The sequence below is a fragment of the Nonlabens sp. SY33080 genome (assembly GCF_011784885.1).
In the GTDB taxonomy this organism is placed as follows: Bacteria; Bacteroidota; Bacteroidia; order Flavobacteriales; family Flavobacteriaceae; genus Nonlabens; species Nonlabens tegetincola.
The window spans coordinates 1,041,616-1,057,713 of record NZ_CP050461.1 but is presented as its reverse complement, the minus strand read 5'-3'; the positions used below and the strand labels follow the sequence as shown (position 1 = coordinate 1,057,713).

At 34.3% G+C, this 16,098-nt stretch carries 13 protein-coding genes; 8 read left to right on the top strand and 5 right to left on the bottom strand.

The annotated features are described in order from the left end of the window. Positions 1 to 39: 39 nt before the first annotated feature. From HCN53_RS04905 to HCN53_RS04885, 5 genes are all read left to right on the top strand, one after another. The gene (locus tag HCN53_RS04905) at positions 40 to 1,032 is read left to right on the top strand and encodes a glycosyltransferase (RefSeq protein WP_167343253.1); all 993 of its coding nucleotides are present in this window, start codon (positions 40 to 42) and stop codon (positions 1,030 to 1,032) included. Then, positions 1,029 to 1,946, top strand: a complete 918-nt coding sequence (locus HCN53_RS04900; RefSeq protein WP_167342205.1) for a hypothetical protein — start codon at positions 1,029 to 1,031, stop codon at positions 1,944 to 1,946. The genes HCN53_RS04905 and HCN53_RS04900 overlap by 4 nt, the downstream gene beginning before the upstream one ends. After that, a complete protein-coding gene (coaE, locus tag HCN53_RS04895) occupies positions 1,943 to 2,536 on the top strand; it encodes a dephospho-CoA kinase (RefSeq protein ID WP_167342204.1) in 594 nt (197 codons plus the stop codon). The genes HCN53_RS04900 and coaE overlap by 4 nt, the downstream gene beginning before the upstream one ends. 77 nt (positions 2,537 to 2,613) lie before the next feature. Beyond that, entirely contained in the window at positions 2,614 to 4,191 is a 1,578-nt protein-coding gene (locus HCN53_RS04890) for a sensor histidine kinase (RefSeq protein ID WP_235784024.1), read from the top strand. Between the two features lie 24 nt (positions 4,192 to 4,215). Further along, positions 4,216 to 4,932 carry a response regulator transcription factor gene (locus tag HCN53_RS04885; RefSeq protein WP_042280367.1) on the top strand — a complete coding sequence of 239 codons (717 nt, stop codon included), beginning with the start codon at positions 4,216 to 4,218 and terminating at the stop codon, positions 4,930 to 4,932. Here HCN53_RS04885 and miaA read toward each other — a convergent pair. From miaA to HCN53_RS04860, 5 genes are all read right to left on the bottom strand, one after another. After that, entirely contained in the window at positions 4,929 to 5,858 is a 930-nt protein-coding gene (miaA, locus tag HCN53_RS04880) for a tRNA (adenosine(37)-N6)-dimethylallyltransferase MiaA (protein WP_317168802.1), read from the bottom strand. The genes HCN53_RS04885 and miaA overlap by 4 nt on opposite strands. Continuing rightward, entirely contained in the window at positions 5,842 to 6,684 is an 843-nt protein-coding gene (locus HCN53_RS04875; RefSeq protein ID WP_105019257.1) for an ion transporter, read from the bottom strand. The genes miaA and HCN53_RS04875 overlap by 17 nt, the downstream gene beginning before the upstream one ends. A 3-nt stretch (positions 6,685 to 6,687) precedes the next feature. Then, on the bottom strand, positions 6,688 to 9,096 hold the full coding sequence (locus tag HCN53_RS04870; protein ID WP_060524605.1) for a thiamine pyrophosphate-dependent enzyme: 2,409 nt from the start codon (positions 9,094 to 9,096) through the stop codon (positions 6,688 to 6,690). A gap of 58 nt (positions 9,097 to 9,154) precedes the next feature. Next, positions 9,155 to 12,001 (bottom strand): M1 family metallopeptidase, encoded by a 2,847-nt coding sequence (locus HCN53_RS04865; protein WP_167342203.1) that lies wholly within the window; start codon positions 11,999 to 12,001, stop codon positions 9,155 to 9,157. A gap of 119 nt (positions 12,002 to 12,120) precedes the next feature. Further along, on the bottom strand, positions 12,121 to 12,810 hold the full coding sequence (locus HCN53_RS04860) for a TIGR00730 family Rossman fold protein (RefSeq protein WP_042280361.1): 690 nt from the start codon (positions 12,808 to 12,810) through the stop codon (positions 12,121 to 12,123). Positions 12,811 to 12,933: 123 nt separating this feature from the next. Between HCN53_RS04860 and HCN53_RS04855 the strand changes: the two genes are divergently transcribed. The 3 genes from HCN53_RS04855 to HCN53_RS04845 are packed head-to-tail and all read left to right on the top strand — an operon-like array spanning position 12,934 to position 16,050. Further along, positions 12,934 to 13,536 carry a SprT-like domain-containing protein gene (locus HCN53_RS04855; RefSeq protein ID WP_042280358.1) on the top strand — a complete coding sequence of 201 codons (603 nt, stop codon included), beginning with the start codon at positions 12,934 to 12,936 and terminating at the stop codon, positions 13,534 to 13,536. Then, positions 13,529 to 14,608 (top strand): mannose-1-phosphate guanylyltransferase, encoded by a 1,080-nt coding sequence (locus HCN53_RS04850; RefSeq protein ID WP_167342202.1) that lies wholly within the window; start codon positions 13,529 to 13,531, stop codon positions 14,606 to 14,608. The genes HCN53_RS04855 and HCN53_RS04850 overlap by 8 nt, the downstream gene beginning before the upstream one ends. Continuing rightward, the gene (locus HCN53_RS04845; protein WP_167342201.1) at positions 14,608 to 16,050 is read left to right on the top strand and encodes a DUF389 domain-containing protein; all 1,443 of its coding nucleotides are present in this window, start codon (positions 14,608 to 14,610) and stop codon (positions 16,048 to 16,050) included. The genes HCN53_RS04850 and HCN53_RS04845 overlap by 1 nt, the downstream gene beginning before the upstream one ends. The last annotated feature ends 48 nt before the right edge of the window (positions 16,051 to 16,098 follow it).

Here is a 16,098-nt window from a genome sequence, read left to right as displayed (position 1 = left end):
GCGGCCTTTTTTTATTTGTATTTTTGAAATGTGAAAAGCATAGATTATTCATTTATAATTCCCGTTTACAATCGGCCAGACGAGCTTGAAAAATTGTTGAAGAGTCTGGAAAAATTAAATTTCGACAGATCTTTTGAGGTTGTGATTATAGAAGATGGGTCTACTTCAAAGTCTGATATAGTATGTTCTCGCTTTCGCGAAAGCGTAAATATTTCATACTATTTTAAACCGAACTCTGGGCCTGGTGATTCTCGTAATTATGGTATGAGTAGAGCGCAAGGTGATTATTTTATAATTCTGGATAGTGATTGTTTGATACCAGAAAATTACTTGAATGAAGTTGATGAATTTTTAAAAAACGATTTTGTACATTGTTACGGAGGTCCAGATGCAGCACACGAGAGTTTTACCGATTTACAAAAAGCGATCAACTATTCAATGACATCTTTCCTTACTACAGGAGGAATAAGAGGTGGTGGTGAACAACTAGGTAAATTTCAACCGAGAAGCTTTAATATGGGATTGAGTAAAAAGGCTTTTGAGGATACTGGTGGTTTTGGTACGATTCATCCTGGTGAAGATCCTGATCTAAGTATACGGTTATGGCAATCTGGATATGAAACTAAGCTTATTAAAAAGGCATATGTTTATCATGAAAGAAGAATATCGTGGACTTTATTTAAAAAGCAAGTTGAAAAATTTGGAAAGGTTAGGGTAATTTTAAATAAATGGCATCCACAAACATCAAAAGTTACCTTTTGGTTTCCCTCTCTTTTTATATTGGGAGCTATGTTTAGTATTGCTTTTTCACTGCTAGGTTATGTTGAATTGTTATTAGTCTATACCGCTTACTTTTTTCTTATTTTTATTGATGCTACGATTAAGAATAATATAAGTGTAGGATTCAAAGCTGTGTATGCAACAATGGTACAGTTCTATGGATACGGTATCGGTTTCCTTACTTCTTTCATAGCTATTAAAATTCTAAACAAACATGAGAAAGAGGCCTTTCCAAAACTATTCTTTAAATGATTAAGGCAAGTAAAAATAATTATGGGGTCCTTCTCATATTCATATTAGGAAGTGCGATAGTTTGGTTCATTTTAAAATATGGAAGTACTTATCAAGATACTGTAGATATTGAAATTAATTGGGATAATTTACCAATCGAATACGAATTTGAAAATCAAAATAATACTATTACTGTTCCTGCTGTAGTACGAGGTTCGGGTTATAGTATTATTTATAGGAAGCTGTTTAATTATCAAGTAAATTTAAATTTTAAAGAATGGGTGAGGACTGATTCTAATCCACATTTTATTCCTAACGATGCATTTATTGCAATTAATCAAATGACTGATGGTTTAAGTTTGGTTTCTTTGAGTAACAAACCAGTTACTGTTGATGTTTATAGGAAACTTAGTAAAAAAGTACCTATCGATAAAAACTTAATCATTGATTTTAAAGATGCCTATAGACTAGTTAAAGAGCCTATATTTTCTATTGATAGTGTTCTTATTTCTGGTGCAGAAGGTGAATTAGCAGATTTTAAGAACTTGGTGTTGGATAAAGAATCTATCACGTTAGATCGTGATACAACAACAGTTCAAGTAGATTTAAATAAATATTTCACAGCAGCTAAAGTTGCTCCTAATGAATTAACCATTACCTTTATAGCTCAACCCTATACGGAATTTACTACCACCAAAAGCTTAAAGGATATTTCGATTCCAAATAATTATTACCTTACTGTTGATAGTTTACAAGTAAAAGGAAACAAACCATTGAATACTGTGGTTAATCGTAAGGATTTATCAATAACCTTAGAGCTTCCAAAAATATTATCAGATTCATTGATGCTTATACCTTCAGTTTCTTCTAACATTAAAGAACTACAAGGGTTGAGAACTATTCCAAACACTGTAATGATAGTATCAAAAAAATGAGAGTAATAGGTATTACAGGAGGAATCGGAAGTGGAAAAACCACGGTGGTTAACATGTTTAAATCATTCGGTGTACCATTATTTATCGCAGATGATGAAGCTAAACTAATTTTGGCTAAAGATAATACTGTAATTAATAAAGTAAAATTGTTACTAGGAGACGACGCTTACGTCAAGATTGATGGTGTTGAACAACCTAATAGAAAGTTTATTGCTTCAAAAGTTTTCAATGATAAAGAGTTATTGAAAGAGCTTAACAAAATTATACATCCTGCAGTTAGATTAAAATTTAATGATTGGGTAGCCGCTCAAGATGCTGTTTATGGAATGTATGAAGCCGCTATTTTATACGAAAGTGGTGGAGATTCCATTTGCGATTCTGTTGTTTTAATTACTGCACCAAGATCGGTAAGAGTGCAAAGGGTCATGGCGAGAGATAAGGTTACTGAAGAGGAAGTGTTCGCTAGAATGGAGAATCAGTGGACTGAATTAAAAAAATTAAATAAAGCAGAATTTGTACTTCCAAATAAAGATATTGAACAAACGAAACGTTTTGTATGTTATTTAAACGATTTTTTGTTAAATAATTGAATTATACTCAGTAAAAATTAAAGTTAATACTAGGTTAAAAGCTTTTTAACAGAATTAATACTCATTAATTTTGTTTCGTGAATAATATTAAGGGAGTTTTCTTTAATCTGATAGTAATGGGTATCGCGTTAGGTGGTATCCTAGTTATACAGATATATTGGATTGTGAATGGGCTGTATGAGAAAGAGCAACAGTTTTCATTTGCAATTAAGCAAACATTAGCAGAAGCGGCATCTCAATTAGAAGAAAAGGAGGTTGAACGCTATTACGATTTATTTCAAAGTTTAAAGGATAGTCTAGGTGGTAATCCGGACTCTAGAACAGTGCGTGAATTAATTTTAATTCAACGTAATGAAGAATTAGAGGAAATAACAACCTACTCCAATAGTTTACTCACAGAAAATTACAAACTCAATCCAAAGCTATTAGACATAGATCTAGATAGTGTAACCTTTACCAAATTATTTAATAAACAATCTAAAGTTTCTCAACAAGCTAAAACTATTGATGGTTTAAAAGCTAGCCAGCGCAATTCTTATGAACAACTTTCAAAAATGGAGGAATATGAAAAGCGTTTAATTGGTAATATGGTGTCTGAGTTTAATAGTTACTTACCACTTACTCAAAGAACTTCAGTTGATGAAGTAAGAGAGTTGTTAAAGAAGGAACTTAAAAAAAGACAGATAGACACAGACTTTGAATTTGCCATATACCAAGATGGTCTAGCGACTCGTATAAGTTCAGAAAATTTTGATTTTCTAACGGATGCAACCTGGAGTTATCCCGTATTTACCACTAATTCAAAGGATGTAGAACCTTATGAGTTATCCATTAATTTACCAGGTAGACAAAAGTATCTTTTGTCCTCCATTATTTGGATGGCTTTGCTTGTATTTCTTTTTACGTCTATAATAGGTATGGCTTATGCTCATGTTTATACTCAGTCCAAAAAACAAAAAGAAATTTCTCAAATTAAAACCGATTTCATTAATAACATGACACATGAGTTTAAAACTCCCATCGCTACAATAAATCTAGCCCTGGATAGTCTTAAACATCCTAAAATAGCGAGCGATCCAGAAAAAATTAAGAATTACCTGGGTATGATTAGGGAAGAGAACAAACGCATGCACAGTCAGGTTGAGAATGTTCTTCAAATTTCAAAATTGGAGAAAAGTGATCTTAATTTAGAAAAACACAGAGAAGATGTTAATGAACTTGTTGAAGAGGCAATATCTCATATTCAATTGATTTTAGAAGAAAAAAATGGAGTTGTAAATACTTATTTTGGAGCCTTAAAGACTGAGGTTTTAGTCAATCAAAGTCATACTCTCAATGTGTTTGTCAACATTTTAGAAAACGCTATAAAATATTCTGAAGAAGCACCAATAATTGATGTGTTTACAGAAAATATTAAAAATAAAGTCGTTATCAAAGTTAGAGATAACGGTATAGGAATGTCCAAGGCTGCTCAAAGAAAAATTTTCCAAAAATTTTACCGAGAACATACCGGAGATATTCATAACGTAAAAGGACATGGTTTAGGTCTGGCCTATGCAAAACGCATACTAGATGATTGTCATGGAGAAATTTACGTAGAAAGCACTAAAGGTGTAGGAAGTACATTTAGTATTCACTTGCCTTTACTAACCTAAATATTAACTAAATAATTACTACTTATGGAAACTGAAAACAAAAAAATACTATTAGTTGAGGATGATCCAAATTTTGGAACTGTTCTTAGAGATTATCTTGCTATGAACGACTTTGATGTGGTTCATGCGAAAAACGGAATGGAAGGTTTCGAAAAATTTAAAAAGGATAATTACGATTTATGTATTCTTGACGTGATGATGCCTTATAAAGATGGGTATACTCTAGCTAAAGAAATACGTGAAAAAAACGAAGATGTACCTATCATTTTCTTAACAGCAAAAGCCATGAAGGAAGATGTATTAAGAGGTTATAAAGTAGGTGCTGATGACTACCTGAACAAACCTTTTGATAGCGAAGTCTTACTTATGAAAATTAAAGCTATACTACAGCGTAAAGGACAAGATAGTATTGCTGATAGTAAAGAATTCGAATTTCAAATAGGTAACTTCCATTTAAATTCTAAACTTAGATTCCTTACTTATAATGATGATGAACCTATAAAATTATCACCAAAAGAAAACGATCTTCTGAGGTTACTAGCGCTGCATATCAATGATCTTATGCCTCGTGAATTAGCTCTAACAAAAATCTGGAGAGATGATAATTACTTCACCTCAAGATCTATGGATGTTTATATTGCAAAACTGCGTAAGTATCTTAAGAAGGACGATAATGTTGAGATTGTAAATATACACGGAGAAGGATTCCGTTTACTTATAAAAGATCAAGTAGATTATTAATCAAATCGATCTGTAAGTAGTTTATGTACTCGCTGTACAATTTCAGTATGGCGAGTACTATAATTAAACCAGTGAACTTGGTTATCCTTGCGGTACCATGTCATTTGGCGTTTAGCAAATCTTCTAGAGTTACGTTTAATTAAACGAATAGCCTCGTCAAGATCTATTTTATTTTCAAAATAAGGAAACAGTTCTTGGTATCCTACGGTTTGTAAAGCTGTAAGTTCTTTAAAAGGCAAAAGGCTTTTAGCTTCTTCAATTAATCCATTATCGATCATTAAATCTACTCTTTGATTAATGCGATCATATAACGTTTCTCGAGGAGCTTCTAGTCCGATTTTAATAGTTTGAAAATTGCGTTCTTGTTCATTACCAGATCTCAATTCCTGCATCGTTTTACCACTTGCTCTATACAAAGAAAGAGCTCTAAGTAATCTCCTAGAATTATGCATATCTACTTGATTTGCGTATTCTGGATCGACTTTTATTAACTCTTGTTGTAAACTGGATATACCTTTTTCTTTTAATTGAAGCTCTAGCTCATCAAGTATTGAATCAGGAACATCAGGAAAGTCATCTAGACCATGTGTAACTGCCTTTTCAAATAAAGCGCTTCCACCTACCATTATGACAACATCGTTTTCCTCAAAAAGGTGATTTAAAATTGTTAACGCTTCCTTCTCAAAATCTCCTGCACTCATGGGATTATGAATACTACGGTCTTGAATAAAATAATGAGTCGCAGCTGCTTGTTCTTCTAGGGTAGGAGCAGCGGTCCCTATATTCATTTCCTTGTAACACTGCCTGCTATCGCAGGAAATGATAGCTGTTTGATACGCTTTCGCGAAAGCGATACTTAAATCAGTCTTTCCAATTGCTGTAGGTCCAACTATGGTAAGAAGTGTTTTTTTAGTCATGGAGCTCATAACCGCATTTGTGACAAAATTGAGCACCATCCTGATGTTTTTTTGCTAAACAATTTTGACAGACTTGAGTATTTACATGTCGATAATTGGGATTGTCTTTTTTTACTTCTTTCGAATATTCTGCACTTACGATACCTGTAGGCACAGCAATTATTCCATATCCCATTATCATAATCACTGTGGCGATAAATTGCCCTAACGGTGTTACTGGAGCAATATCTCCAAATCCTACTGTGGTAAGTGTGACAATGCACCAATAGATACTTTTTGGGATGCTATCAAAGCCACTGTCTGCACCTTCTACAAGATACATAAGGGTTCCCATTATTATAGAAACAACTAGCACGGCAAATAGAAATACGGCAATTTTTGGTCCGCTTGCGCGTATGGATTTGGATAATTTATCCGCTTCACCAATGTATCTTGTTACTTTTAAAATTCTAAATACGCGTAGTAATCTTAAAGCTCTCACTGCAATAAGAGCATTGAGGCCTGTTATAAATAGGGTAAGATATAAGGGTATTGTAGAGAGTAAATCTATAACTCCATAAAAGCTAAAGATATACTTAGATGGTTTATTGATGGATATGATCCGTAGTATGTATTCAATAGTAAAGAAAATGGTTATAATCCATTCTGCAATAATAAATTGATTAGCGTATTCTTCACCTATTCCAGGAACACTTTCTAGCGCTACCAGAATTACGCTCATTAGGATGAGAATAAGTAATACTACATCAAAAATCTTCCCTGCTGGTGTATCTGCCTCATAAATGATTTCATGGACTTTTTGACGCCACAGGGAAGATGTTGTATTGTTGCTCATATATTATCTAGGATATCGTGCTGGCATAGCCTCGTGCATGATTTCATACACTTTATCAAAGATATCATCTTTACTAGGTTTTGAGAAATAATCACCATCTGTAGAGTAGGCTGGTCTGTGAGCTCTTGCGCTCAAACACTGTGGTTTGCTATCTAGATATCTCCAAGCGTTTTGCTCATCAACAATTTTTTGAAGGATAAAAGCGCTAGCTCCACCAGGTACATCTTCATCAATAACTAATAATCTATTGGTGTTTTGTACACTTTTTACTATATCGTGATTAAGGTCAAAAGGTAACAAGGACTGAATATCTATAATTTCAATATCTATTCCTACTCGTTCAAGTTCCACAGCTGCTTCCTCAATAATACGCAAGGTTGAACCATAAGAAACAACGGTAATATCACTACCTGTTTTTATGGTTTCAACAACTCCTACAGGAGTTCTAAACTCTCCTAAGTTTACAGGTAATTTTTCTTTAAGACGATATCCGTTTAGACATTCAACGATAAGGGCAGGCTCATCGCTTGCCATAAGAGTGTTATAGAAACCAGCTGCCTTGGTCATGTTTCTAGGTACTAGAACATGAATACCTCTTACTAGATTAATGATTCCACCCATTGGTGAACCACTGTGCCAAATTCCTTCTAGGCGATGACCTCTAGTTCTTATAATTACTGGAGCTTTTTGTTTACCGGCAGTTCTATATTGAACAGTAGCTAGATCATCACTCATGATCTGTAAGCAGTAAAGTAAATAATCTAGGTATTGGATTTCGGCAATAGGTCGTAATCCTCGCATTGCTAGACCGATTCCTTGTCCTAAAATAGTAGCTTCTCTAATTCCGGTGTCTGATACTCTTAATTCACCGTATTTTTCTTGCATTCCTTCAAGACCTTGATTAACGTCTCCTATTTCTCCAGCATCTTCACCAAATACCATAACCTCTGGATGGGCAGCAAATAATGCGTCAAAATTATCTCTCATGATAACTCTAGCATCTACCTCATTGCTGTCCTCATTATAGACTGGATCTACAGCTTGTATGTTGACTACAGCCTTATCAGACTTACTAAAAAGATAATCGCTGTATTTAGGTTGAATGGTCGATTCATAATCACTCAAAAATGCTTTAAGTTGATCAATTTCATCATGATTTTCTCCTATTGTATATCGTAAGGTTTGTTTTATAGTTTCAAAAACCTCTTTTCTAATAGGCTCTTTAGTTTCTTTTAATTTAGAAATTAAAGGTTGAATGAAAACTTGATTATCACTTACGTTCGCAACTTTTTCTAGGTGCTGTACCGCTTCATCTCTTTCTTTAAGAATAGGATTGATGAATGCAGTCCACGCTGCTTTTTTACCGTTACGTACTTCTTTTTTAATGTCTTTCTCTAAGGCCGACAGCTCATCATCTGTAGCAAAGTCATTTTCAATCAGCCATTTTCTAAATTGTGCGTTACAATCATATTCTGCTTCCCAAGCTAGTCTTTCTTCATCCTTATAACGCTCATGAGAGCCACTAGTACTGTGACCTTGTGGCTGTGTGAGTTCATCCACATGAATCATTACCGGTACATGCTCTTCTCTAGCAATTTTACTAGCTTTTTCATAAGCCTCAACTAGAGCTACATAATCCCAACCTTTAACTACGATTATTTCATAACCCTTGCCGTCTTCATTTCTTTGAAAACCTGCCTGAATCTTACTTATACTTTCTTTTGTAGTTTGATGACGTGCATGAACCGAGATTCCATAATCGTCATCCCACACGCTGATTACCATAGGTACTTGCAGGACTCCGGCAGCATTAAAGGTTTCCCAAAAATGGCCTTCACTTGTACTTGCGTTACCTATCGTTCCCCAGGCAACTTCATTACCTTTATTTGAAAATCCATTATCTGCAGGAATAAGGTCATTGTGACGATATACTTTACTAGCTTGTGCAAGACCTAATAATCTAGGCATTTGTCCAGCAGTAGGAGAAATATCGCTACTACTATTTTTTTGATCGATTAATCTTTTCCAATTTCCTTTCTCATCAAGACTGTGTGTCGCAAAGTGACCACCCATTTGTCTTCCTGCGCTCATTGGTTCCTCTTTGATGTCGGTGTTTGCATACAGTCCAGCAAAAAACTGCTCGATAGTAAGTTCACCTATAGCCATCATGAAGGTTTGATCTCGATAATAACCGCTTCTAAAATCACCATTTTCAAAAGCGCGAGCCCAAGCAAGTTGAGGCAGCTCTTTTCCATCACCAAAGATTCCAAATTTAGCTTTTCCTGTAAGTACTTCGCGGCGACCTAGTAGACTACATTCGCGACTAGTTACCGCAATTTTATAATCTTTAAGGACTTCGTTTTTAAAGTCTTCTTTTTTTAGAGAAACAGTAGGGTTTTCAGTTGCTTGCATAGAATTTTATATTACTGCAAAAATACGGAGATTAAAGCCCGTTTGCAATAGCGTAAAATTAGTACCACCTACGAGTAAATAGCCCTATAAAAGTGTTAACATCTAGCGTTACTATGAACCTTATTTTCTCATCATAATTAGGTTGCGCAATCTCCCATCCATTATTGTTGTACACAGGAAAATACAACTCAAAATAATCTTGCAATAGGTTTAATCTAATCCCAGTGTCATACACAAATCTTGCGCTTGTACCCTTGTTTTTAACAGCTCCTACATCACCATAAACAAATATGTATTTCCATATACTGTACGATGAATTTAAGGTGGTAATCCACTGGTTTGCAAATGCTGGATCCAATTGAGCTTTGAAACCACCTTCGGCAAGAATTAATTGTTGCGAGAATAGGCCATCATCTTCAGACCTACCATAATAGTTATAATCAAAAAGATAATCCGTAGGTCTATCTAGGGCAAAGGAGAAAAAATCATCATTGGATCTTGTATCGTTATATAGAAAAGTTCCCATGAATACTCTAAAATTGAGTTGTCTATTATCTTTATAGAGTCTGCGCCAGTCTAATCTAAAACTTGCTTTTGAAAAACGTTCACTAATCTCGGTGCCAAAACTATAACTAAAAGATCTTCTAAGGTTACGGTCTGATTGATTGAAACTCAATGCAAAAACATTATAATCAGGATCTTCTTCAAGAGATTCATCATTGCGATCTCGTTGAACAAATACGTTTCTAAAATTAAGGCTTTGTCTTTTATTACTACGCAAGTCTTTAGGTCTGTAATTAAAACTTAACCACGCACTTCCTCGTCTATAAAGTAAATCTGGAGCATAAGAAAATTGATTGGCACTTAGTCCGTATCTCATAGAAAAAAGGCTGTTGTTTCTATCTTGAAATGGATGCTCATAGCTTAATCCTATCGATCCCACTAATTTGCCTGAGTTTGTCCCATAGGCAGGTTTAATGCTATATCTAAAAGGTTTTGACAGTAAATTACCATTGTAAAATCTAGAACCTATAGCCAATCCATCGTATATATTAAATGTAATATCTGGCATCAAGAAAACTTGAGATTTTTCAGGGTCTTCAATGTCCTTGAATAGCCTAAATTCCAAGGGCCTATTAAATGCAGGAAATGGTTTTAGAGTTTTGTAGTTATCTCTTGGGTTAAATTCAGGAATTATTTCCTCATAGTTAACTACAATTCTATTGGCGGCACCTAATTTCTTGTTTTGTATCGCTTTTCGCGAAAGCGTAATAGAAGTATCACCTATAAATCCATTAATCCATTCTTTATAAACAATACTATCATTTTTGAGTGCGTAGATAGGAATAGGGATAGGATAAACGCTCTTATTCTTAATCGTTACAATTACTGAATCTTTGTATTTCTCTATGTTCCTTAATTTCCAATCTAGCCTTTCGTGACGAGTTATAAAGTAATCAAAAAACCAATCAATTTCTTTATCTGTTTGTTCATTCAAATATTTTTGAAAATCCCGACTATTTTGTGAATTTGACGGTGATTGACTATAGAGCTTTTTAATCGAATTTTCAACGGCATTATTACCTAGATAGTCGTTAAGATATGCTAATCCTATTGCAGCTTTAAAAGGAATGGCGAGTTGTTGATTGTATTTCAATAAACTATCAGCAGGAGTATTGGGTGCTTGATCTAGATTAAGTCTTTTTGTATTCAAGTATAAAAAGGCATACCTGTCATTAAACCTTAGTTGTGAAACATTGAATCCTCGTATTCCCCAAAAATCACTTAGTTTACCACCAATTTTTAAATTTGGGTAATATTGTTCCTGGTATTTCATTATGGTATGGATTATTATACCTTGTTTTAACCAGTATTCATCTCTATTGTGAGTACTTATTCCTTGTTCTACCCATTTACGAGTAAGTGCTTTGAGCATTTTTATTTCATAGGTAAAACCTGCTGGAAATGGGTTAATAAAACTAGGTAAAGAGCTTAAGCCATATACAGGATTTTCTTTGTAAAATTTATCTGAAATGAAGAGTTCCCTACTCGGAGATTTACCTACATGATCATTCAAAAAACTAGCTATTCTATCTATAAAAACCACTTTCATTTCAGTGGGAACACTTTCATCATCAATATCAGTGGTTAAATCCACTTGATTAGTGCTATAACGTTTAAAACCGTCGGTTGATTCTAGGAAGTATAACCTAGCACTAGAGCTTGTTAAACCTTCAAATAGATAGCTGTTACGATTTTCCTGCTCAACTTGGGTAATCATTTTTAATGAAGAAATAGCCTTGAGACGAGAAGGAACGTGAACTGAAATGCTCATCTGGGTAGGTGCGCCATAAAAATCATTTAAATCTTTATGAGAATAAAACTGCCATTCTCCATTTACAAATGGCGCAGGATGCAGGTACCAATATTTGAGTAGATATTCATTATCGCTACTCTTTCCATAGCCAGTAAAATCATCAAGAGGAATTTTTACTTTGTAAGTTATGTTTACACTGCGTGATGTTTGTGGTGCGATGGGCTCCAATAATTCTAAAATAACAACGTCTGGATTAGATTTTGGTCTGCTTACGATATAGTTTTCAGTATTTAGACTAGAGATATCTGTAAAGCCTTTATCCTCATCAGATGAAAATTCAAACCGATTTTTAAAATCCTCAGCTAGTCTTATAGCTAAAGGAGTCTGTAAGTTACTGAAGGCATTAGCCCAATCTAATAAATACACTTTATCCCAAGAGATATCACTTGTATTAACGAAAGTTATTTCTTGTTCAATGGTCAATTCCCTAGCATCATCATCAAGCTTAACCACAAGGTTAGTTTGATGCTGCGACCAGCCATAAATGGACAATAGTAAAGTGAGAAATACAAGAAATCTTGTTTTCAAAGGTGCTTTTTTAGAGTTTACTTTCAAATATGATGTTTAAATATTAAAAAATCATCACAAAAATCACCTATTTCTAAGTTGATTTTTGTGATGATTACAAAAGTGCTTAGTCTAAGATACTAGAAATTAGGACTCAAGCTGTATTTTGCGTAGAAGTCATTGATAATACTCACTGCTTCTTCACTAGTATCGACTAAATGAATCAAATTCAAATCTTCTGGAGAAATCGTATGAAATTTCTTGTCAAGGGTTTCTTTTACCCAATCCAATAATCCACTCCAAAATTCGGTACCAACTAAAATGATTGGGAATTTTGCAATCTTATGAGTTTGAATGAGTGTAATAGCTTCAAATAATTCATCAAGGGTACCAAATCCACCTGGCATAACCACAAAACCTTGTGAATATTTGACAAACATTACCTTACGGGCAAAAAAGTAATCAAAATCAAGGCTTTTATCATGATCGATATAAGGATTGTCATGTTGTTCAAACGGCAAGTCGATATTAAGACCAACAGATGTTCCTCCTGATAAATGAGCGCCTTTATTTCCTGCTTCCATTATTCCAGGACCACCACCGGTAATTACACCATAACCATTTTCAACGATACGTTGTGCAATTTCAGTTGCTAGTTTATAGTACTTATTATCAGGTTTTAATCGAGCACTTCCAAAAATAGAAACACATGGCCCTATACGGCTCATACGCTCATAACCCATTACAAATTCAGATAAGATTTTAAAGGTTGCCCAACTATCATTTGTTTTTAAATCATTCCAACCTTTTTCATTTATTTCTCTGCGCATGTTCTATTATTTATTACAAAACAAACATAATCACAACTATTCACATAATTGTTAATACATGTTTATATAATAGGTTATTTAAAAAAATAAGTCTTTTTATCTTCACGTTTCAAAGTAAATGAAGTGGATCTTTTAGAAAAGTACTTACCTAAATTAACCGTAGCACCTATACATGCCTTATTAAAGGAATTTAAGGTTCAATTAAAAATTGTTCATGAAAGAAAAACTAGGCATGGAGATTATCGTCGTGATGCGAGTGGATTGCATCATATCACTATAAATAGTAATTTAAATAAGTATCGATTTTTAATAACACTTGTACACGAGCTAGCCCATCTAGTTGCTTTTCAAAAATATGGACGAAATATCCAACCACATGGAGTAGAGTGGAAGCACACATTTCAAAAAATGATGATACCTTTTTTAAGGCCCGATATTTATCCAAGTGATCTTTTACCAGTGGTAGTCAAGCATTTTAAAAACCCCAGAGCTAGCAGTGATACTGATGCATTGATGAGTATTGCGTTGCGTCGTTATGATCCCGAGACCGATAAAAATTATATATTTGAATTACCGTATGGCAGTAGGTTTGTTGCAAGTAATGGCAAATTATACCAGCTAGGTAAAAGACTGCGCAAAAGATATGAATGTCTTGAGCTCGATTCAGGTAAAATGTATGTTTTTCAACCCAATGCTCAAGTAACCTTAATGAAGACAAATGAGTAAGAACAGGTACGCCGTTATTATGGCCGGTGGAGTAGGATCCCGATTTTGGCCAGTAAGCAAACAAAAATTTCCTAAACAATTCCACGACATGCTGGGAATTGGTAAGTCTTTGTTACAAATGACTTATGATAGATTAAGTGCTACTATTCCTGTAGACAATATTTTAGTTTTAACCAATGCAGACTATGTAGAGTTGGTTAAAAAACAGTTGCCGCTCATGCAGGATACACATATCGTGGCAGAGCCTGCTATGCGTAATACTGCACCATGTATTTTACTAGCAGCTCTCAAAATTCAAAAAATGAATCCCGATGCTACAATGATCGTGGCTCCTAGTGATCATTATATTGAAGAAGAACATTTATTTAATGAGAATTTAGAAACGGCTTTTGATCACTGCTCACAAAATTATTATGACCTAATGACATTGGGAATCACTCCTACATCGCCTAATACAGGTTATGGTTATATTGAATTTGAACCTTCATCTAATCAAGTAAAAAAGGTAAAGCAGTTTAGAGAAAAGCCTAATCTTGAAACAGCTAAAGAATTTTTGGCAAAAGGTACTTTTTTATGGAATGCCGGTATTTTTATCTGGCACGTTGATGGTGTCGTTTCCGCTTTCGCGAAAGCGCAACCTGCATTAACCACATTATTTAAAAACGGTTATGAGGTTTACAACACAACCCATGAAAACGATTGGTTAGAAGAAAACTATCAAAAAGCTGAAAATATATCAGTTGATTATGCGATACTAGAGAAAAGTAATCACGTAAACGTAATTCCAGCACATTTCAGTTGGAATGATTTAGGGACATGGGGTTCATTATTTGACAAACTCGAAAAAAACAGCGACAATAATGCAATAGTTAATTCTAGTGTAACCGCTATAAATTCAAGTAACAACATCATAAAAACTGATACTAATAAAAAGGTAATCATTCAAGGACTGGAAAACTATATAGTTGTTGACGAGGATGATGTACTCATGATAATACCACAAACAGCTGAGCAGGAGATTAAACAAATCCGCCAAAGTGCAATTAATAAATACGGAGACGAAATAGGATAATGGAGCAAAATAATCCAACACAACCTAGTGACAAACTCGAGGAAAATCAACAAAAGATTTCTGGGATTTGGGATAATGTAAAGGCTTTTTTAAATGAATTGCTAGACATACGGAAAGATAGTGATCGTAGTGAGACAGTTGAATCTGTGCGCAAGGATATTTCCTTTCAAGGACACAACGCATGGATTTTGATTTTCTCTATCATGGTAGCTTCTATCGGATTAAATGTAGGATCTACCGCAGTTGTGATTGGAGCCATGTTAATCTCACCACTTATGGGACCTATTGTAGGAATGGGATTGGGTACAGCGATTAATGATGAAAAAATGTTACGTCGTTCCTTAATCAATCTCATGGTAATGATGGGATTGTCTCTTATTACGGCAACCATCTATTTTAAAATTTCGCCTTTTGTTGAGTTTAATGATGAACTTAAGAATAGGACATTCCCTACTTTTCTAGATGTGCTTATAGCCATATTTGGTGGGCTCGCGTTAATTGTTGCAAAATCAAAAAAGGGTACTATGTCAAATGCTATAGCAGGTGTTGCAATTGCCACAGCCTTAATGCCACCATTGTGTACGGCAGGATACGGAATTGCGATGTGGGATATAAGTATTTTTGGAGGCGCCATATATTTATTCTCTATCAATGCGGTTTTTATAGCATTATCGACATTTGTAGTCTGTAAGTTGCTTAATTTTCCAATGGTTAAATATGCTAATCAAGCAAAAAGAAAGCGTATTTCACGTATTGCTACTGCAGTTGGGATCATAGTTCTGTTACCATCGGTTTTCTTTTTTTATCAATTGTATCAAGACCAGCTTAACAAACAAGCCAGATTAGAATTTGTAGAATCCCTAAACTACAAGGGATCTATTTTTACACCTATTTGGAACGAGGAAAAGAAGGAGCTCATAATGAGCGTAGTTGGTAAAGAAGTTCCAGAAGAGAAAATTAAAGAATGGGAAGATCAATTCTACCAAATGGAGGATCTTGAAGAATGTACCGTGACCTTTGTTCAAGGTAGTCGTACAATCATAGATTCACAGAATGAAGATCTTGCCAAAATTCAAGAGGAACGTATTGAAGATTTTAAACTTATACGAGATAAAGATTCTCGCATTGAGGCGCTTGAAAATCAATTGAGATTAGTTAGTAATAAATTTAAGGATAAAGATATCTTACTAGATGAATTGGGGTATTTATATCCTCAAATAGGTAGCATGGGACTAGCTATGAATCATACTAGAGATTACGCAACAAAAAAAATGGACAGTACCGAGGTGATTACGATTTCTTTCAAAGATTCACTGCTAGATGAGGAGAATAAAAAAGTAATCAAAGAGAACATCTACAATTGGTTAAAATATCGATTGAAGAGTGAGCGTGTTCAGGTAAATGAAGTGAAATATCAAGCTATGGATTCATTAAGTCTGTAATACGACTTTAGATGATAGGTATCTAAACAAAATAAAAAATCCGTTTTG